Origin of the sequence: Sphingomonas turrisvirgatae (assembly GCF_001721295.1) — a bacterium.
Classification (GTDB): Bacteria; Pseudomonadota; Alphaproteobacteria; order Sphingomonadales; family Sphingomonadaceae; genus Sphingomonas; species Sphingomonas turrisvirgatae.
In genome coordinates this window covers 111,486-130,936 of record NZ_MDDS01000057.1, presented here as the reverse complement: position 1 = coordinate 130,936, position 19,451 = coordinate 111,486, and the positions used below count along the sequence as shown (strand labels likewise).

Sequence of the window (19,451 nt, the reverse complement as noted above, 5' to 3'; positions counted from 1 at the left end):
GGAATCTTCATGCGCGTGGAGCCGCAGGGAGTGTCGGATGATGTTAACGCCGTGCCGGCGCACGCGGCGCTGTCGGCGCTGACTGGCGATGAGCGGCGCTATACTGGCGTCGTCAAATGGTTCGACGTCACGCGTGGGTTCGGCTTCATCGTCGCCGACGATGAAAGCGTGGGCGATATTTTGATCCACTTTTCCGTGCTGCAACCGCATGGGCGACGCAGCCTTCCCGAAGGTGCGCGCGTCGAGTGTACCGTGGTGCGGCGTGAGCGGGGATTCCAGGCAAGCGAAATTTTCGACGTCGATCTCACTCATGCGGTCGAGCCGGTAAGGCCGCGTTCCACCGCAGCCGACCGGCCGGACCGCCTGCACCTGATCGAATCGGCGGGGCCTTACGAACCGGTCACGGTCAAGTGGTTCAATCGCCTCAAAGGCTATGGTTTTCTGGTGCGAAACGGCGATGGCGCGGATATCTTCGTGCACATGGAAACACTGCGCCAGGCGGAGATTTATGACGTCGAACCCGATCAGCCGCTTCGCGCCCGCATCGTCGAAGGGGACAAAGGGCCGCTCGCGGTCGTGGTGGAACGGCCCTGATCTGGCGCATGGCGTGGCGCTGGCGCTTGCCGGCGCCTTGCTGTTGCCGGGTTGCCAGTCGAGCGATGCCGGCAATGCCTCGGCCGCGCAGGGGCAGGCGCAGGCCGTCGTCACCATCCAAAGCGGCGGCAAGAGCCATGTCTTCAGGGTCGATGTGGCGCGGACGCCCGCGGAGCAGCAGCACGGGCTGATGTTTCGCACCGGCATTCCGGCCGATGGCGGCATGCTGTTTGCGCCTTATCCGGCCGAGGGCGGTGGGCCCAGGGAGGCGAGTTTCTGGATGAAGGATACGCCGAGCCCGCTCGATATCATCTTCATCCGCGGCGACGGCACGATCGCGCATATCGCGGAGAATACCGTGCCGTTCTCGACCGATCAGGTGCGCTCCGGCGAGCCGGTGGCCGCAGTGCTCGAGATCAATGGCGGTCGCTCGGCCGAGCTTGGCATATCGGTCGGCGACAAGGTGAGCTGGAAGTAGCCGCGACATGCCGTTCGAGGCGATCGACTGGGCGCTGGCGGTCTGCCTGCTGATCGGTGCGGCGCTTTATTCGAGCGTCGGTCATGCCGGGGCATCGGCCTATATCGCGCTGATGGCGCTGTTCGGCCTGCCGGCGGCAGTGATGCGGCCGACCGCACTGGTGCTCAACGTTATCGTCGCGTCTTTTGCCTCGTTCCGCTTCTGGCGCGCCGGCATGTTCCGGTGGCGCACGTTATGGCCATTCCTGATCGGCGCGATGCCGTTCGCGTTTCTGGGGGGCGGGATCAAGCTGCCCGGAGACTTCTACCGCCCCATGGTGGGCGGCATCCTGTTCCTGTCCGCCATCCGCCTGCTGTGGCCCACGCCGATCAAGGCGCTGGAGGCATGGCGCGATCCCCCGATCTGGCTGGCGATCCTGCTTGGCATGGGGATCGGCCTGTTGTCGGGGCTTACCGGCACGGGCGGCGGCATCTTCCTCTCGCCGCTGCTGCTGTTCCTCGCCTGGTCCGCGCCCAAGCCCGCATCGGGCGTCGCCGCCATATTCATCCTGTGCAACTCGATTTCCGGTCTGCTCGGCAATTTTTCCGCCATCGGGTCGTTGCCCCCGGCACTGCCGCTGTTCGGTGGCGCAGTACTGATCGGCGGGCTGATCGGCACGACGCTGGGCGTGCGGCTGTCGGCGCCGATCATCCTCAAGGCGCTGGGCGTCGTGCTGCTCGTCGCGAGCGCCAAGCTGGTCGGCGTTTACTGAAGACGCGTCAAACCCGATTGCCGCCGCCGCATGGGTTTCGTAAAGCGCGGGCCATGGGTATCCTCGCGAACATCTTCACCTGGTGGAACGGCGCCACCTTTGGCACCTGGCTCGGCTTGCGCGGCAAGGACGCGGTGGGCGAGGACAGCTTGGGCAACCGCTATTTCCAAGGCGGACGCGACACTGCCGGCAATCCGCGCCGCTGGGTGATCTATAACGGATCGAACGACGCCAGCCGGGTGCCGCCGGAATGGTTCAGCTGGCTGCACCACCAGATCGAGGACGTGCCCTCGCGCGCCTTGCCCCCGGTGCGCCAGTGGGAGCAGCCGCCGCTTGCCAATCTGACGGGCACGCCGGCCGCCTGGAAGCCGTCGGGCGCGCTCGACAAGGGTGGACAGCGGCATGGCGCCGCCGGCGACTATGAAGCGTGGACCCCGGGCGCTTGAGCGAGCGCGCCCGTTTTGCGGCAACGCTGCTGGCCGTGCTGACGCTGGCAGGTTGTGACTGGGTGAAGGGGCCGCCGCCCGCGCCCAAGAAGACGGCGGCCGACAAGGTCGACGTTGCCCCGGCGGGCAAGGCGGGCGAGGAGATCGTGACCGTCGATGCCGGCGGACCGGCGACGGCCGTTGCCGGCACGACGCCGATGGCGGAGCGGGTTGCGACGCTGGGCCTGCTCAACAAGCGCAATGGCGCGACGCGCGACGTTCAGCTGAAACCCGGGCAGGCGATGCGGATCGGTGATGTCATCATCCGCCTGCGCGCATGCGACAAGACCGCGCCGTTCGAGAGCGAGCAATATACCGGCGCCTTCGCCCAGGTGGACGTGCACGGCACGGACGGCAAATGGTCGCGCGCCTTTTCGGGGTGGCTCTACAAGGAACGGCCTGCACTGAACGTGGTGCAGCACCCGATCTATGACGTCTGGGTCAAGAATTGCGCGATGACCTTTCCCGACACCGGCGGTGAAGCGGTTGGCGACGAGGAAGCACCGGCCAGGCGGTCAAGTGCGCCGAAGTCTGCCGCCACGCCCGCGCCGCCGCCGGCAAGCCCCGCCGAACCTTCGCCGAGCGCAACCGACAACAGCGACAGGTAAAGTTCGCGCGCCACTTCAATCGCGCCGAGCGTCGCGAGATGATCGGTCATGAACTGGCAATCGAGCAGTTCGAACCCGCCCGCGCGCAGTCGCGCCACCAGGGTTGCGATCGCCACCTTCGAAGCGTCGCGCGCGCGGCTGACCATCGATTCGCCGAAAAAGGCGCGGCCCAGCGCCAGGCCGTAAAGCCCGCCGACCAGCCGCTCGCCATCCCAGCATTCGACCGAATGCGCCAAGCCGCGCTGGTGCAGTTCAATGAAGACGCGTTCGATCGCGGGGTTGATCCAGGTATCGGGCCGGCCCTCGACCGGCTCGGCACAGAGCGCGATGATCCGGTCGAAGGCAGTGTCTGCCGTGACCCGATAGCGATCCGAAACCAGCGTCTTGCGCAGCGAGCGGGAGAGGTGGAATCCGTTGAGCGGGAGGATTGCACGCTGCCGCGGCTCAACCCAGAAGACGCTGGGATCGTCGCGGTGTTCGGCCATCGGGAACACACCCATGGCATAAGCGCGCAGCACCAGATCGGGGTCGAGATCCTGCGCCCGTGGCGATCGGCGTGTCATGCCATCGCCGCCGCGGGCCATGCGAGCCTGCCAACCGGACTGTAGACCACGATCTTCGCCAACCTTCCGTCTCCAGGATGCAGCGTGACACAAGCCGGCATCCGATGACACTTGTTTCCTGCGGTGGGAAAGATCGGGCTGTCATAGGTCAATGACACACGGGGTTGCCATCCCGGGGTGACAAGGTATCCTTTGCGACCTTCCTCCACCCGCCCGGGAACCCAGATGAAACTCGCTTTCGGCCTGTTGGCCACCACGCTTTTGTCCTCCACCAGCTTTGCCGGCACGATGCAGCAGACCACCCCCGCACCCGCCACGACGAGCGCGCCCGATCCAGCACCGATGGTCGACAAGTGGCCGGGGCCGTATGACGGCGCGCCGCAGTGGGACAAGGTGAGCCCGGCGATGTTCCCGGCCGCGTTCGAGCGGGGCATGGCCGAGGCGCGCGCGCAATTCGCCAAGGTGCGCGACAATCCACAGGCGCCGACCTTTGCCAACACGATCGAGGCGCAACAGAAGGCGACCACTGCGCTCACCCGCATCTTCCCGGTATGGGGCGTCTATACCAGCAACCTCGCCTCGCCCGAGGTGCAGAAGATCGCCGCCGAGTGGAGCCCGAAGCTCAGCGCCTTTTCGACCGAGCTTAGCCTCGACCCCAAGATGTTCCAGCGGGTCAAGACGCTGTACGACAAGCGCCAGACCCTGGGCCTCAATGCGCAGCAGATGCGGCTCCTTGAGCGCAGCTATCGCGACTATGTGACCTCGGGCGCGTTGCTCGACGCTGCGCAGAAGGCGCAGATCAAGCGGATCAACGGTGAACTGGCGGTCGCCTATACCGAGTTCAGCAAGCGCGTGCTGGCGGACGAGGAAACCGCGATCTTCATCGACAAGGAGTCCGATCTCGCCGGGCTGCCCGACAGCTTCAAGGCGAGCCTGGCCGAGGAAGCCCAGGCGCGCGGGCAGGCGGGCAAGTGGGCGGTCAAGAACACCCGATCGTCGATGCAGCCGTTCCTGATGTATGCCAGCAACCGCCCGCTGCGCGAGAAGGTCTACAAGACGTATATCAACCGCGGCGACAATGGCCACGCGAACGATACCAATGCGGTAATCGCGAACATCCTGAAGCTGCGGCAGGAGCGTGCGGCGATCCTCGGCTTCAAGACGCACGCCGACTATCGCATGGACGATACGATGGCGGAAACGCCCGCCAATGCCATGAAGCTGATGATGTCGGTCTGGCCGGCTGCGCGTGCGCGGGTGATCGAGGAAGTCGCCGACATGCAGAAGCTGGCCGACGTGGAGGCCGCAGCCGGCAAGGGCCCCAGGATCAAGATCGAGGGCTGGGACTATCGCTATTACGCCGAGAAGGTGCGCAAGGCGAAGTACGACCTGGATGAGAGCGAGGTGAAGCCGTATCTCGAGCTCAACAACATGGTCGACGCCATGTTCTATGCGGCCGGGCGGCTCTACGACCTTCAGTTCACGGAGAATACGGGCAAGGTGCCGGTGTTCCACCCGGACGTGCGCACGTTCGAGGTCACCCGTAATGGCCAGGTCGCCGGGGTCTTCTACCTCGACAACTTCGCGCGCGCGGGCAAGCGGTCGGGCGCCTGGGCGACCAGCTATCGCAGCCGCTCGGGCCTGCGCGGCGACAACATCGTGCTTGCGTCGAACAACAACAACTTCACCAAGGGCGGTGCGGGTGCGCCGACGCTGATCAGCATCGATGACGCATCGACGCTGTTCCACGAGTTCGGCCACGCGCTGCACAGCCTGCTCGGCAAGCCCTATTATCCGGGCCTCGCCGGCACGCCGCGCGACTTTGTCGAGTATCCGAGCCAGGTGAACGAGAACTGGCTGCTGACCCCCGACGTGCTCAGCCGTTTCGCCAAACATTATCAGACCGGCGCACCGATCCCGGCCGCATTGGTGGCGAAGATCAAGAAGGCGGACACGTTCAACCAGGGCTTTGACACGGTCGAGTACCTGTCGTCGGCGATCGTCGATATGAAGCTGCATGATCGCACGACGCCGGTGACCGACCCGGATGCGTTCGAGCGTCAAGCGCTCGCCGAATTGCAGATGCCGAACGAGATCGTGATGCGGCACCGCCTGCCGCAGTTCAATCACCTGTTCTCGTCCGACGCCTATTCGGCGGGCTATTACAGCTATCTGTGGTCGGAGACGATGGACGCTGACACCTGGGCAGCGTTCGAGGAGACGGGCAATGTCTGGGACAAGGCGACCGCCGACAAGTTCCGCACGATCCTGCTGGAGACCGGCAACGAGACCGACCGCAAGGCGGCCTACAAGGCATTCCGCGGTCGCGATCCGGACGTGAAGGCGCTGTTCAAGCGCCGCGGTTTTCCGAGCCAGTGATACAAAAAGGGCCGGTGGAGCGATCCACCGGCCCTTGTTTTAAGCGGTGACAGGCGAAATCAGCCCTTGCAGGTGAGCTTGCCCTTGCCCGGCAGTTCGACGGTCGCGTTCTTCGAATCGCCGGTGAGCGAATAGCCACCCTCGGCCGTGAACGGCTGGCCAGCCTCGGCTGCCTTGAGGTCGGTTGCCGGGCCGTTCTGTTCGGTGCGCAGCTTGACCAGCTTGTCGCCCTCGAAGAACTCGGCGAAGACGAGCGCGTTACCGGGCTGGCACCGCATCGAGACGCTGGCCTTGATCGCCGGCGGCAGTTCGACCTTCGGCGCGTTCTTCAGCTGTTCGGCCAGCGGATCGGGGGCCTTGTCGCTGACGACTTCGGGTTCTTGGTTACAAGCGGAAAGCGCCAGGAGCGCAACCGCAGCGGCGGGGAAAAGGGGGCGCATGTTCATAGCGAGCGATGCTTTTGCGCACGCAGCATAGACCGTCAAGCGATACGTTATACCGGGCACCAAATGGTTATTGCATTGCAAAACTGAACCCCGCCGTTCACTCGTGAAACTCGTCGAGGTCGGGGATGCGGCCAAAGGCGATCTTGGTCCCGACGCGATCGGTGCGGCTGCCATCCATCGGCCCTACCGAGACGGCGTGGCGGCCGAACTTCTCGTTGATCCGGTCCATCGCCTTGCTGAGCGAGAGCGTCCGCGTCTCGCGCGCCAGTGCATCGTCGGGATCGAGCATCGCGAACAGCGATTGCTGCTCGCCCTGCAATGCCGCGATCTCCGCAAGCGTCACGCCCACCATGCGGATCTGGAACCCGCCGGGCCGGGCGCGGCCTGCTTCTTTCAGGCGCGGGAAGATCGCGTCGAGCGCGGCAAGCACGGTGAAGCTGTCCTGGGTCGAGGGGAGCTTGATCGATGTTCGCCAGACCGACTTGTCGTCCTCGAACCGGGCATGGAGCACCAGCAGGCGGCTGACATAGCCCTTGCGCCGAAGCCGGCTGGCGGCCTTTAGCGCAAGCCGCCGCGCGGTCAGCCGAACGGGTTCGTATCCGCGCTTTCTTGGGCTGAGCACATGGCTGTGCCCGATGGTGCGGCTCTGCGTCGGCTTTTCGGGCAGGTCGAAGCCGTGGAGCAGATACCAGAGCCGGTCGCCATTGACGCCGCCCCAAGCCGATCCGGCATCGCGCGGCCGGCGCGCGCAAAGCTGGCCGATGTCGAGGATGCCCTGCTGTGCAAGCCGCCTCTCCATCTTGGCGCCGATGCCGGTGATGTCACGCAGCGGCATGGGGAACAGGCGGTGCGGCAGTTCGTCCTCGCTCAGCACGACCAGGCCATCGGGCTTCTGCATGTCGCTGGCGAGCTTGGCGAGCAGGCGGTTGGGGGCGATCCCGACAGAGGAGGTGAGGCATTCGCCGACATTGGCGCGGATGCCGGCCTTGATCCGATTGGCCAGTGCGATTGCGGTGTCGCGGTCGTTTTCGCTGTCGAGCAGGCGGCAGGCGACCTCGTCGATCGAACACACCTTGTCGACCGGGATATGCTTCCAGATCTCGGCGACGATCGCCTCATGGAATTCGACATATTTCTGGTGGCTGCCCGGCGCGACGATGATGTCCGGACAACGCTGCTTCGCCTCCCAGACGGGCGTGCCGGTGCGGATGCCGTATTTCTTGGCCTCGACCGAGGCGGCAATGGCGACGGTTGTGTCTGAACTGACCGGCGCGACGATGATCGGACGCCCACGCAGATCGGGGTTCAACTGCTGCTCGACCGAAGCGAAATAGCTGTTGAGGTCCAGATAAAGCCAGCGCAGCGGGCGCGAGGGGAGGTCGAGACTCGCCGTCTGGGGCATGGGTGGAACGTTACAGGAACATCGCGAGGGTGTCACGGGGCGCGGGAGGACCGAATCCCGCTGGGGTCAGCATGGCCACCCGTTTCCGCGGCCGCAGGTGCGACGGAGATGTTTGCAGATGACGCCAGCATCATCGGACTGGCGTCTATACGCCCGTCAGAATAGTCTCGTCAGCATATAGAATAGCGCACCGACCGCTGCCGATGCCGGGATGGTAATCACCCAGGCGGCGATGACGTTCTGTGCCACGCCCCAGCGTACGGCGCTGGCCCGCCGCGCGGTGCCGGCGCCGATGATGCTGCCGGTGATCGTGTGGGTGGTGCTGACCGGGATGCCGAGCAGCGAAGCGGTAAAGACCATGACCGAGCCGCCCGTCGAGGCGCTGAAGCCCTGGTGCTGGGACAGTTTGGTGATGCGCGTGCCCATCGTTTCGATGATCTTCCACCCGCCACTGAGCGTGCCGAGCGCGATCGCGATGTAGCAGGAGATGGCGACCCAGTGCGGCACGTGGAATTCGCCGGAAAGATAGCCGGTCGAGTAGAGCAGCACGGTGATGATGCCCATCGTCTTTTGCGCATCGTTGAGGCCGTGCGCGGTCGAATAGGCGGCGGAGGACAGCAGGTGGAGGTAGCGGAAGCTCTTTTCCGCATTGCGGTTGCTCACGCGATGCAGCGCCCAGCTGGACAACAGCATGACCAGCATCGCGAGCAACATGCCAAGCAGCGGCGAGAGGACGATGGCGATCAGTGTCTTGTTGAGGCCGCTCCACTGAATGCCGGTGAAGCCGGCATGCGCGACCCCCGCGCCGATGATGCCGCCGACCAGCGCGTGGCTGGAAGACGAGGGAATGCCCTTCCACCACGTCACCACGTTCCAGAACATGGCCCCGATCAGAGCGCCGAAAACCACGGACGGCGTAACCAGATCCTTGTCGATCAGGCCCGAGCCGATGGTCTGCGCAACCTTGTGCAGTTCGGGCCATGCCAGGGTGAGAAAATAGGCGGCAAAGTTGAAGAAGGCGGCAAAACCGACCGCCTGGACCGGCCCGAGCAGCCGAGTCGCGACGACCGTGGCGATCGAGTTCGCCGCGTCGTGCAGGCCGTTCAGGAAGTCGAACGCCAGCGCCAGGAGGATCAGGCCGACGAGGAGGGGGAAGGCGAGTTCGTGCATGTCAGCGGCCGGCCTGAGCTTGTTCGGCGCGGTCCCGCATGCCGCTAGCCGTCACCCCCGCCTCGTGCCGGGGGCCACCCTGCCGCACGCGATGCGATCGAGCTTCAACGGCAGCGTTTGCCGCGCGGTGGACCCCGGCACCAGGCCAAGGTGACGGGTTCATATCAAGGGTCACCCGCATCACGCGTGATCGATCACGATGCCGTCGATCTCGTTCGCGACGTCCTCCAGCGCGTCGGTGATGCGCTCGAGATGCTTGTAGATCTCGCGTGCGACGACGAACTTCAGCGTGTCGCTTTCGCCATAGGCCTTGAACGCGCGCTTGATGCCCGCGTCGTGGATCTCGTCGGCATGGCCCTCCATGCGCACGAGGCGCTCGGTTAGCTCGTGCAGGCGCGCGCCGTTCCTGGCGACGTCGCGCAGCAGCGGCATCGCTTCGGCGGTGAGGCGGGCGGCATCGACGATGATCGCGGCCATGTCGCGCATCTCGGGCTCGAACTCGGTCACTTCGTAGAGATCGACCGCGGCTGCGGCGGCCTGCATCTCGTCCACCGCATCGTCCATCGCGCCGATCAGGCTGGTGATCGCGCTGCGGTCAAAGGGGGTGAGGAAGGTTTTCCGCACGGTCTGAAGCACTTCGCGGATGATGTTGTCGGCGTCGTGCTCACGCTCCATGATCTCGCGGATATGATCGGCGGTGGCACCGCCGTTCGCCTGGAACAGCCGGGCGAGCGCATCGGCGGCGGCGGTGATCGTCGCGGCATGCGCCTCGAACAGCTCGAAGAAGTTGCCAGTCTTGGGCAACAGGCGCTGGAACCAGGCGAACATGTGCGGAATCCTTGATTTTTCGGCGACGGCGGCGAGCATGGTGGTGCGGCGCGTCGCGGCCTTGAACGCGGTGGCATCGAACGAGCGGATGAGGTCGCGAAGGTCGGATTCCTCAACCGCGTCGGCGGCCTCGGCCAGCGTGAACCAGCGGCGCTCGCGCTGATGCTGTTCCTTCCACGTGGCCAATTCCGTCGTGACGGCGAGCGGGAACACCTGAACGTCCGCCATCAGTGACGCGCCGTTGCCGCGCCGCTTGCGATAGCGATAGCTGCCGAGCGGAGTGGGGCATGCCGCGCCGATTACGCCCGCCTCTTCCTCCGCCTCGCTCGCGGCGGCATCGTGAAGCGACATGCCGGATGGGACATTGCCCTTGGGTATCACCCAGCGACCGGTCCCGCGGGAGGTGACCAGCAGGACTCGCACGGGCGCATCGATGGCGGAGCCTTCGGTGCGATAGGGCAGGGCGGCAATCTGACGCATGAGCAGGCGCGCGATGCCCGATTGCATCGATTGTTACAATGACATGACGCGAGATTATGGTGGATTAGCGGGCGATGTGATCGCGCAGGGCGAGCCAGGCGGGCAGTTTCGCGACGATGCCGATCGTGTGAAGCGGGCTGCTGGACGGGAGCGAGATCAGCGTTGCCGGGCTGCGATCGAGCTGCCGTGCGCCATGTTTGAACGCGGTGGCGCCATTGAAGGCGACGGCGCGCAGATGGGGAAGCGTGGCCGCAAGTGCGGCAAGGTCGTTGGGCGCGATGTCGGCCAAGGCGGCGTCGGTGCTGCCTTTCCGGCGCGCGGTCGCGACGACATCCCACAAGCCGACGCGCGCCTCCAGCAGTGCGTCCAGGCGATTTGCATAGGGCAGCGGGACGAGGTCGCGCCCGATCACGTTCGAGATCAACGGCCAGAACTGATTTTGCGGATGCGCATAATATTGCCGGTGGGCAAGGCTGCGCTCGCCCGGCAAGCTGCCGCAGATCAGCAGGCGCGTGTCGCCGTTCACGACCGGCGGGAAGCTGGATTTGAGAGGCGTTGATCCCGGCACCGCGACGTCCTAGCATCCTGAAATGGCGCACGCGATCACCCGTTATGCCGACTTCTGGCCGCATTATCTGCGCGAACATGCCAGGCCGCGGACCCGTGCGCTGCACTATGCGGGAACGGCGCTGACCTTCGTCGCCCTCGCCGCCGGGCTGTGGCTGGACAGCCTGTGGTTCCTGGCCATTCCGCTGGCGGGGTACGGCTTTGCGTGGGGCGCGCACTTCCTGGTCGAGAAGAACCGTCCCGCGACCTTCACCTATCCGCTGTGGAGCCTGGTCAGCGACTATCGCATGTTCTTCCTGTGGCTGACCGGACGACTGGGACCGCACCTCAAGGCGGCACGCGTGGCGGCATAGTTTCGCTTGCTTGAAGCGGGCGTGCAGCCGTGCCTATCTGTACGACATGGTAGCAAAAGATACGTTGGCGCTGATCGGCAACACGCCGCTGGTACGCCTGGCCGGTCCGAGCGAGGCTGCGGGCTGCGACATCTTCGCCAAGTGCGAGTTCGCCAATCCGGGCGCAAGCGTGAAGGACCGCGCGGCCCTGTTCATCGTCGAGGATGCCGAGGCCAAGGGGCTGATCCAGCCGGGCGGCACGATCGTCGAGGGCACGGCCGGCAATACCGGCATCGGCCTGGCGCTGGTCGCCAATGCCAAGGGGTACAAGACGATCATCGTCATGCCCGAGACGCAGAGCCGCGAAAAGATGGATACGCTGCGCGCGCTGGGCGCGGAACTGGTGCTGGTACCCGCCGCGGCCTATTCGAACCCAGGCCACTTTGTGCATACCAGCCGCCGCATCGCCGAAGAGACGCCGAACGCGATCTGGGCGAACCAGTTCGACAATATCGCCAACCGCAAGGCGCACATCCAGGGCACGGCCGAAGAGATCTGGGCGCAGATGGACGGGCGGATCGACGGTTTTACCTGCGCAGCCGGAACGGGCGGGACGTTGGCCGGCGTCGGGCTGGGTCTCAAGGAAAAGGACGAACGCGTCACCATCGCGCTGAGCGACCCTCACGGCGCGGCGCTGTACGAATATTATGCGAATGGCGAGCTGAAGGCCGAAGGGTCGTCCGTCGCCGAAGGCATCGGGCAGGGGCGCATCACCGCCAATCTGGAAGGCGCGCCGATCGACGCGCAATATCGAATTGCGGACGAAGAGGGGCTGGAGTGGGTTCGCCGTCTGATGGCCGAGGAGGGGCTGTGCCTGGGCCTTTCGTCCGGCATCAACGTCGCCGGCGCGGTGCGGCTGGGACGCGATTTGGGTCCGGGCAAGCGGGTGGTGACGCTGCTGTGCGACACCGGATTTCGCTATCTGTCGACGCTCTATAATGCCGCGTGGTTGCGGGCGAAGGGACTGCCGGTCTTCCCCTGGCTCGACGACGCCTGACGACGAAGCGACGCAGGGGTTCGACAAACGCCGTTTCAGGCGTTACATTTATATCACATGAAGTCGCTTCCGACCGATCCAAGACAAAGCATGCAGCGGGTGCGCGTGGGCCTGACCGGGCTCGCGACCGTGCTGTTGCTGATCGGTGTCGCAAGTGCGATCTTCTCCTCCGCCGACAAGGAGATGCCGGTCCTGGCCGACGGCGCGTCGCGGCCTGACGTCGTCGCGAACATGACCGACGGCAACAGTTCGGCCGGCAAGGACGAGCCGATCGCCGAGCTTGGCATCGCGCCGCGCACGGCCGAAACGCCGGCCCCGGCGATTAGTCCTTACCCCATTCCAGCGCGCTGATCCCACTAGGCTTATAAGTCTCGGTAGCAATGGCCTGTTCAAGGTCGTGTCGATCTAGAACAAATCAAGAACTAATGGTACGCGATCGCCCGCCTCACCCATGATTGATCCATGCTTTGCCGCCAACTGGGCAAGTTGTGGGGCAATTTACCGTGAAATCCCCGGCTGAGGCATTGAAAGGGGCGGTAAGTTCGGTTACGCCATCAAGTTAACAGGGCAGTCTTATCGTCAGCCGGCAATCGGTCCGGGGCGCGCGAATATGTGCGCTTCGGAAGACGGGAGAGGCTTGTCCGCAACCAGGGGCGGGCGTGGCGCGAAGCGGGTATCGAGGCGTGGGGCTGCAGATGGTGGACGACAAGGGTCGTGTCGCCATCCCCGCAGCGCTGCGCGCGACGCTCGAGAAGAACAGTGGCGCACCCGAGGGCAGCAAGGAGGCGCGGGTCGCCGTCCTGACCAGTCACGAGAAGGATCCGTGCCTGGTCGCTTACGACGCGCCCTATTTCGACAGCCTGATGGAGCGGCTGGAAGCGCGCGAGCAGGCGTTCACGGACGAGCGCGGCGGCGGCGATTCGAACATCTGGCGCGAAGGTGTCGGCGTCAGCGAGGATGTGGCGTTCGACGCGTCGGGCCGCTTCATCGTGCCGGGCGCGCAGGCCGAGCATGCCGAGATCGCAAAGCCGGGCTATGCCTATTTCCTAGGTGTCGGCAAGCAGATCGAAATCTGGAATCCGGCGACGCTGCTGGCGCATCCGACGATGCCCGAGCAGATCAAGAAAGCCTGCCGCTATCACCTTGCCGAAAAGAAGGTGACGCTGTGAGCGGCGCTTCACCCCATGTCCCCGTCCTGCTGAACGAAGTGATCGACGGCCTGGCGCTCCAGCCCGGCGAGCGGCACGTCGATGCGACGTTCGGTGCGGGCGGATATACCCGGGCGTTCCTCGAGCGGGGCGTCGAGGTGGCCGCTTTCGATCGCGATCCTGCCGCGATCGGAGGCGGCCAAGCACTCGTCGCGGCGAGCGACGGCAAGCTGACCCTGATCGAGGCGCCGTTCTCGTCGCTCGACAGCGAACTGGAAACGCGCGGGCTGACGCCGGTCGACGGCGTGACGATGGACATCGGTGTCTCGTCGATGCAGCTCGACCAGGCCGAGCGCGGCTTCAGCTTTCAGGGCGACGGCCCGCTCGACATGCGCATGGCCGGCGAGGGGATGACGGCCGCCGAGTTCGTCAACGAAGCGGACGAGGCCGAGATCGCCGACGTGCTGTTCCATTATGGCGAGGAGCCGCGATCGCGCCGCGTTGCCAGGGCGATCGTCGCGGCGCGGCCGCTGACCCGCACCGGTGAGCTGGCAAACGTCGTGCGCAAGGCGCTGGGCCACAAGCCGCACGACAAGAAGGACCCGGCGACGCGTACCTTCCAGGCGATCCGCATCCATGTGAACCGCGAACTGGACGAGCTGGCGCAGGGGTTGGCCGCGGCGGAACGCGTGCTGAAGCCGGGCGGGCGACTGGCGATCGTGACGTTCCACAGCCTGGAAGACCGGATGGTCAAGAAATTCCTGCGCGAGCGCAGCGGCAGCGAGCCGGCCGGTTCCCGCCATCTGCCTGCCGCCGCTGCGGCCCGAGCACCGAGTTTCGAGAAGCCCGCCAAGGCCGTGCGGCCGAGCGAGGCGGAGATTGCGGCAAATCCGCGCGCCCGGTCCGCGACGCTTCGCGTCGCGCGGCGCAGCGCGGCGGCGGCCTGGTCCGACCGGGCAGGGGACTGAGGAGGGCGGAATGGCGATCAAGGCGTTGAATGGATTCGGGTGGTTTCTGACGGGGGTGGTCGTTGCTCCCGGCTGCTACCTCGTATCCTCGCAGGTCGCGTCCGAGCGCGCGCGGGTCGAGCAGCTTGAGCGCGCGATTGCCAAGGCGCACAAGGATATCCGCGGCCTGGAGACCGAATTCGATACGCGCGCGAACCTGGCTCAGCTCGAACGCTGGAATGGCGACGTGATGCGCTATACCGCGCCGACACCGGCGCAGTTCCTGCCGGGCGATACGGCGCTGGCGCAACTGCGACCGCTGGAGGGCGATGGTCTGGCCCAGCGCTATGCCGCCATGGTGGTGCCGGAAGGCGTGCCCGAGATCGTGGCAGGCGCCAGGACGGCGAGCGACGCGGTACCCGCCGTGGCGGGCAAGCCGGCTGCTGCTGCTGCTGTCAAAGCGATCGCGCCCTCCAAGCCGGTCGCCGTCGCCGCGACGTCGCCGATCAAGCCTGCGACGATCGCCGCAGCCGTGGCCAAGCCGATAAAGGCGGTGCCCGTCAAGGCGAAGGATCAGGCGGTCGCGGCGTTGGACAGCAAGCTGTTGAAGGACAGCTCGTTCGGTGATCTGATGCAGGGCGTTCGTGCGGAGGCGAAGAAAATCCGGTGACCGTCCTTGTCGCCCCCGCGCTGCGCGATCGCCCCCGGTCGGGTTCCCGGCATATGGGGATCGCGGTCGCGCATGTGCGGCTGATGATCCTCGCGCTGCTGTTTGCGGCGGGGATTGCGGTGATCATCGGCCGGCTGGCACTGCTCGCGCTGTTCGCCGAGCCGGCAAGCGCGCCAAGCATCAACGCCATGCTGGTGCCGCTGCGCGGCGATCTGGTCGACCGTAACGGCGCACCGCTTGCCCGGACGATTGATGCATGGTCGATCGGCGTGTTCCCGGGGAAGGTGATCGGCGATAAGAACGAGCTGGCGCGGATGCTGGCGGCGACGCTGCCGGGCAAGAGCGCGAGCGAATATCGCGCGCTGTTGAACAGCGGCTCGAAATTCACCTATCTCAAGCGCCGCGCAGTGCCCGAGCTGGTGGCAGCGGTGCACGCGCTTGGCGAACCGGGGATCGAGTTCGCGCGCGAGCCGCAGCGGCTGTATCCACAGGCGGCGCTGGCCGCCCACACGCTCGGCTATGTCGATTTTGACGGCAAGGGCGCATTCGGCATGGAGCTGGCGCTCGACAAGCAGCTGACCGACCCGGCCGCGCGCGGCAAGCCTGTGGCGCTGTCGCTCGACCTGCGGGCGCAGGCCGCGCTGGAAAGCGAGCTGGGCCAGGCAATGACCAGCTTTCGGGCGCGCGGCGCGGCGGGTCTGATCATGGACGTCGCGACCGGCGAGCTGGTCGCGGTCGCTTCGCTGCCGACGTTCAATCCGAACAACGTCAAGGGATCCAATCCCGAGCATTTCCGCAACAACGTCACGCAGAGCGTCTACGAGCTGGGTTCGACCTTCAAGCCGCTGACCATGGCGGCGGCGATCGAGACCGGCGTCGTGCCGTCGATGGCCAAGCGCTATGACGCGACCGCGCCGCTGCAGGTCGGCCGGTTCCGGATCAAGGACGATCATCCGATGGGCCGGTGGATCAACGTGCCCGAGACGCTGATCCATTCGTCCAACATCGCGACCGCGCGGATCGCGGACGAACTGGGCAAGGAGCGGATGGAGCAGCTGTTCCGCAACTTGGGCTTCGATCACAAGCCGACGGTCGAGTTGGGCGGGCTGGCCGGTCCGCTCTGGCCGAAATTCTGGGCGCGTACGACGGTGATGACGACGGCGTACGGCCATGGCATCGCCGTGACGCCGCTTCATCTGGCCAGCGCCTATGCCGCGCTGGTGAATGGCGGAGTGTGGCACCCAGCGACGCTGCGCAAGATCGAACCGGGCCAGAGTGCGCAGGGCCGTCGCGTGTTTTCCGAAGCGACCAGCGCGCGGATGCGGCAGTTGCTGCGGTTGATCGTGACTCACGGTACGGGCAGCAAGGCCGATGCGCCGGGTTATCGGGTGGGCGGCAAGACCGGCACCGCCGAAGTGCCCGGCGCTGGCGGCTACAAACGCAACCAGAACGTCTCCACCTTCGCGGCGGCTTTCCCCATGGACGCACCGCGCTATGTGGTGCTGGTGATGCTCGATTCTCCCATTGGTAATGCGCAGTCGTTCGGTCTTTCGACAGCGGGATGGACCGCGGCGCCGGTCGTCAATCGCGTGGTCATGCGCACTGGCGCGATGCTGGGCGTGGTGCCCGACGAGACGCGCGACGTGAACGTGTCCGACCTCATCCCGCTGCTGTGGGAGGCCAAGCCTAAGAACGCGACGAAAACCGCCGCCGTCACTGGCCCTGTCGTGGCGCCGGGAGCGGGGGAGTGAGGCTGGGCGAGCTGACCGGCGGCGCCGAAGATACGATCGTCACCGGCTTTGCCATCGATCACCGCAAGGTCGCGCCGGGCACGGTATTTGGCGCTTTCCGCGGCGCCCGCTTCAATGGCGAGGACTTTATTGCGCAAGCGATCGCCAGCGGCGCGGTGGCGGTGGTGGCGCGGCCGGAAGTGAAAGTGGAAGGGGCCGCGCATCTGGCGACGGATCATCCGCGGACCGAGTTCGCGCGGATTGCGGCACGCTTCTTCGCGCCGTTTCCCGAGACGACCGTCGCCGTCACCGGTACCAACGGCAAGACTTCGACGGTCGAGATGGTCCGGCAATTATGGCGGATGGCGGGGCATCATGCCGCGTCGATCGGCACGCTCGGCGTCACGACGGCGGACGAGCGAGTATCGACCGGCCTGACCACGCCGGACGTCGTCACTTTTCTGTCCAACGTGGCGGGACTGGCGCGCGAGGGGGTGACGCATCTGGCGTTCGAAGCGTCGAGCCACGGCCTGTCGCAATATCGCATCGAAGGGCTGCCGGTAAGGGCAGCAGCGTTCACCAACCTGTCGCGCGACCACCTCGACTATCATGCCGACATGGCGGAATATTTCGCGGCCAAGCAGCGGCTGTTCTCCGATGTGCTGAGCGATGACGGCACCGCCGTGGTATGGGCCGACGATCCGCACTCGGAGCGTGTGATCGACATCGCACGGTTCCGCGGCAACCGGATCATGACGGTCGGCGAACATGGCGACACGCTGCGGCTGGTTTCGCGCGAGCCGACGCTGCTCGACCAGAAGCTGGTCGTGGCGTTCGACGGGGCCGAGCATCGCCTCAACCTGCCGCTGATCGGCGCCTATCAGGCGGCAAATGCACTGATCGCGGCGGCGTTGGTGATCGCGACAGGCGGCGATGCGGCCACGACTTTCGCCAACCTGGCGCGGTTGCAGCCGGTGCGGGGGCGTCTGGAGCGCGCGGCGATCAGCCGCAGCGGGGCGCCGGTCTATGTCGATTACGCGCACACGCCCGATGCGATCGAGGCAGCAATCGCGGCGTTGAAGCCGCATGCCGCAGGGCGATTGATCATCGTGGTCGGCGCGGGCGGCGACCGCGATTCAGGCAAGCGCGAACCGATGGGGCAGGCGGCAGCTGCCGGCGCGGACATCGTGATCGTGACCGATGACAATCCGCGCGGCGAGGATGCGGCACTGATCCGTGCCGAGGTTATGAAGGGCTGCCCCGGCGCGACCGAGATCGGCGACCGGCGCGCGGCGATCGCGGCCGCGATCGGACAGGCCGGCGCGCAGGATATCGTGCTGATAGCCGGCAAGGGGCATGAGCAGGGACAGGTGGTCGGCGACCTGGTCCTGCCGTTCGACGATGTCACGGTCGCACGCGAGGTCGCGGCGCAATGAGCGAGCCGCTGTGGACCTCCGATGAACTGGCCGCCGCGATGGGCGGCGCAGCGTCCGAACCGTTCGCCGTCGATGCGGTGGCGTTCGACAGCCGGGAGGTGGGGCCGGGGGCACTGTTCTTCGCGCTGACCGGTGAGCTGACCGATGGCCACAACTTCCTGGATCAGGCGTTCGCCAGCGGCGCGGCAGGCGCGGTCGTGTCGCAGCCGACGGACCATCCCCACATCCTGGTCGGCGACACGACGGTGGCGCTGGAAAACCTCGCCCGGGCCAGCCGCAAGCGCATGGGCGGCGTGGTGATCGGCGTCACCGGATCGGTCGGCAAGACCGGGACGAAGGAAGCATTGTTCGAATGTCTCGACCGCGCCGCGCCGGGGCTGACGCACCGTTCGGTCAAGAGCTATAACAACCATACCGGGGTGCCGCTGAGCCTGTCGCGGATGCCGCGCGAGACGCTGTATGGCGTGTTCGAGATGGGCATGAACCATGCCGGCGAACTTCTGGCGCTGACGCACATGGTTCGTCCGCATATCGCCATCGTGACGACGATCGCGCCCGCACATACCGAATTCTTCGACAGCGTCGAGGCGATCGCCGATGCCAAGGGCGAGATATTCCAGGGGCTGGAGCCGGGCGGGACGGCGATCGTGCCGTTCGACAGCCCGTATCGCGAGCGGCTGATCGGCGCGGCGCAGGGGCATGCGGACAAGATCGTGACGTTCGGGCTGAATGACGGCGCGGACGTTCGCGCGATCGAAGTCCTGCCGGGTCAGCCGGGCGGTACGTTCGTCACCGCGCAGATCGGCGCGGACCGCACGCTGAGCTTCACGCTGTCGCAACCGGGCGATCATTGGGTCGCCAATGCCATGGCAGTGCTGGCAGCAGTCGATGCGGCCGGCGGCGACCTGGAGCAGGCGGGTCTGGCGCTGGCCGAGATGGACGGGCTGGCGGGGCGCGGCGCCCGTTTCAAGACGGCGGTGGACGACGGCACGGCGCTGATCATCGACGAAAGCTATAATGCCAACCCGTCTTCGATGTGCGCGACGCTGGCGGTGCTGGCGGAAACGCGCGCGTCGCGGCGCCTGGCAGTACTGGGCGAAATGCGCGAGCTTGGCGACGAATCCGACGCCTATCATGCCGCTTTGGCCGAGCCGATCCTTGGCGCAAACGTCGAAGCGTTGCTTCTGGTCGGTGAGGGGATGGCGCCACTTGCCGGCGCGCTTGAGGGCCGGGTCGAATTGCGCCATGTGGCCGACGCCGCCGCAGCCCGCGACGCGCTGCACATGATGCTGCGAGCGGGCGACGCGGTTCTCATCAAGGGATCGAACGGGGTCGGGCTGTCGCGGGTCGTCGCGGCGCTGCAGGGAAGGGCGTAGGCGG

At 66.1% G+C, this 19,451-nt stretch carries 20 protein-coding genes and 1 pseudogene; 15 read left to right on the top strand and 6 right to left on the bottom strand.

Going from position 1 to position 19,451, the window contains the following annotated elements; translation table 11 throughout:
* Positions 1-9 precede the first annotated feature (9 nt).
* From BFL28_RS16410 to BFL28_RS20335, 5 genes and pseudogenes are all read left to right on the top strand, one after another.
* Positions 10-594 (top strand): cold shock domain-containing protein, encoded by a 585-nt coding sequence (locus BFL28_RS16410; protein ID WP_079247222.1) that lies wholly within the window; start codon positions 10-12, stop codon positions 592-594.
* Positions 509-1,072, top strand: a complete 564-nt coding sequence (locus BFL28_RS16405; RefSeq protein ID WP_079247221.1) for a DUF192 domain-containing protein — start codon at positions 509-511, stop codon at positions 1,070-1,072. The genes BFL28_RS16410 and BFL28_RS16405 overlap by 86 nt, the downstream gene beginning before the upstream one ends.
* Positions 1,073-1,079: 7 nt before the next feature.
* Positions 1,080-1,823: a sulfite exporter TauE/SafE family protein gene (locus BFL28_RS16400; RefSeq protein ID WP_069321589.1), complete on the top strand. Its 744-nt coding sequence runs from the start codon at positions 1,080-1,082 to the stop codon at positions 1,821-1,823.
* Between the two features lie 53 nt (positions 1,824-1,876).
* A complete protein-coding gene (locus tag BFL28_RS16395) occupies positions 1,877-2,269 on the top strand; it encodes an NADH:ubiquinone oxidoreductase subunit NDUFA12 (RefSeq protein WP_069321588.1) in 393 nt (130 codons plus the stop codon).
* Between the two features lie 197 nt (positions 2,270-2,466).
* A pseudogene (locus BFL28_RS20335) lies at positions 2,467-2,700 on the top strand (DUF2155 domain-containing protein); the annotation flags it as partial.
* 35 nt (positions 2,701-2,735) lie between these two features.
* On the opposite strand, the gene aat reads toward BFL28_RS20335, so the two are convergent.
* Entirely contained in the window at positions 2,736-3,479 is a 744-nt protein-coding gene (gene aat, locus BFL28_RS20330; RefSeq protein WP_079247229.1) for a leucyl/phenylalanyl-tRNA--protein transferase, read from the bottom strand.
* 225 nt (positions 3,480-3,704) lie between these two features.
* Here aat and BFL28_RS16385 point away from each other — a divergent pair, with 225 nt between their 5' ends.
* Positions 3,705-5,858 (top strand): M3 family metallopeptidase, encoded by a 2,154-nt coding sequence (locus BFL28_RS16385; RefSeq protein ID WP_069321587.1) that lies wholly within the window; start codon positions 3,705-3,707, stop codon positions 5,856-5,858.
* Between the two features lie 59 nt (positions 5,859-5,917).
* Here BFL28_RS16385 and BFL28_RS16380 read toward each other — a convergent pair whose 3' ends face one another.
* From BFL28_RS16380 to BFL28_RS16360, 5 genes are all read right to left on the bottom strand, one after another.
* A complete protein-coding gene (locus tag BFL28_RS16380; RefSeq protein ID WP_069321651.1) occupies positions 5,918-6,298 on the bottom strand; it encodes a hypothetical protein in 381 nt (126 codons plus the stop codon).
* A 103-nt stretch (positions 6,299-6,401) separates the two neighbouring features.
* Complete coding sequence (locus BFL28_RS16375) at positions 6,402-7,706, bottom strand: DNA polymerase Y family protein (RefSeq protein WP_069321586.1); 1,305 nt, start codon at positions 7,704-7,706, stop codon at positions 6,402-6,404.
* Between the two features lie 156 nt (positions 7,707-7,862).
* Positions 7,863-8,876: an inorganic phosphate transporter gene (locus BFL28_RS16370; RefSeq protein ID WP_069321585.1), complete on the bottom strand. Its 1,014-nt coding sequence runs from the start codon at positions 8,874-8,876 to the stop codon at positions 7,863-7,865.
* Between the two features lie 180 nt (positions 8,877-9,056).
* The gene (locus BFL28_RS16365; RefSeq protein ID WP_079247228.1) at positions 9,057-10,184 is read right to left on the bottom strand and encodes a DUF47 family protein; all 1,128 of its coding nucleotides are present in this window, start codon (positions 10,182-10,184) and stop codon (positions 9,057-9,059) included.
* 64 nt (positions 10,185-10,248) lie between these two features.
* A complete protein-coding gene (locus BFL28_RS16360) occupies positions 10,249-10,752 on the bottom strand; it encodes a DNA-deoxyinosine glycosylase (RefSeq protein WP_069321584.1) in 504 nt (167 codons plus the stop codon).
* A gap of 22 nt (positions 10,753-10,774) precedes the next feature.
* On the opposite strand from BFL28_RS16360, the gene BFL28_RS16355 reads away from it, so the two are divergent.
* The 9 genes from BFL28_RS16355 to BFL28_RS16315 all read left to right on the top strand — a co-directional run bounded on the left by BFL28_RS16355 (position 10,775) and on the right by BFL28_RS16315 (position 19,447).
* The gene (locus BFL28_RS16355; RefSeq protein ID WP_069321583.1) at positions 10,775-11,104 is read left to right on the top strand and encodes an Mpo1-like protein; all 330 of its coding nucleotides are present in this window, start codon (positions 10,775-10,777) and stop codon (positions 11,102-11,104) included.
* Positions 11,105-11,150: 46 nt separating this feature from the next.
* Positions 11,151-12,140, top strand: a complete 990-nt coding sequence (locus BFL28_RS16350; RefSeq protein ID WP_069321582.1) for a cysteine synthase A — start codon at positions 11,151-11,153, stop codon at positions 12,138-12,140.
* A 57-nt stretch (positions 12,141-12,197) separates the two neighbouring features.
* Positions 12,198-12,491 (top strand): hypothetical protein, encoded by a 294-nt coding sequence (locus BFL28_RS16345; RefSeq protein ID WP_241527366.1) that lies wholly within the window; start codon positions 12,198-12,200, stop codon positions 12,489-12,491.
* Positions 12,492-12,799: 308 nt separating this feature from the next.
* Positions 12,800-13,309 (top strand): division/cell wall cluster transcriptional repressor MraZ, encoded by a 510-nt coding sequence (locus tag BFL28_RS20595; RefSeq protein ID WP_131818673.1) that lies wholly within the window; start codon positions 12,800-12,802, stop codon positions 13,307-13,309.
* Positions 13,306-14,256, top strand: coding sequence for a 16S rRNA (cytosine(1402)-N(4))-methyltransferase RsmH (gene rsmH, locus BFL28_RS20590; RefSeq protein ID WP_069321580.1), 951 nt, complete (start codon positions 13,306-13,308; stop codon positions 14,254-14,256). The genes BFL28_RS20595 and rsmH overlap by 4 nt, the downstream gene beginning before the upstream one ends.
* A gap of 10 nt (positions 14,257-14,266) precedes the next feature.
* Positions 14,267-14,905, top strand: a complete 639-nt coding sequence (locus BFL28_RS16330) for a hypothetical protein (protein WP_069321579.1) — start codon at positions 14,267-14,269, stop codon at positions 14,903-14,905.
* The gene (locus tag BFL28_RS16325; RefSeq protein ID WP_069321578.1) at positions 14,902-16,656 is read left to right on the top strand and encodes a peptidoglycan D,D-transpeptidase FtsI family protein; all 1,755 of its coding nucleotides are present in this window, start codon (positions 14,902-14,904) and stop codon (positions 16,654-16,656) included. The genes BFL28_RS16330 and BFL28_RS16325 overlap by 4 nt, the downstream gene beginning before the upstream one ends.
* Complete coding sequence (locus tag BFL28_RS16320) at positions 16,653-18,071, top strand: UDP-N-acetylmuramoyl-L-alanyl-D-glutamate--2,6-diaminopimelate ligase (protein WP_069321577.1); 1,419 nt, start codon at positions 16,653-16,655, stop codon at positions 18,069-18,071. Before BFL28_RS16325 ends, BFL28_RS16320 begins: the two co-directional genes overlap by 4 nt.
* On the top strand, positions 18,068-19,447 hold the full coding sequence (locus tag BFL28_RS16315) for a UDP-N-acetylmuramoyl-tripeptide--D-alanyl-D-alanine ligase (RefSeq protein WP_069321576.1): 1,380 nt from the start codon (positions 18,068-18,070) through the stop codon (positions 19,445-19,447). The genes BFL28_RS16320 and BFL28_RS16315 overlap by 4 nt, the downstream gene beginning before the upstream one ends.
* Positions 19,448-19,451 lie beyond the last annotated feature (4 nt).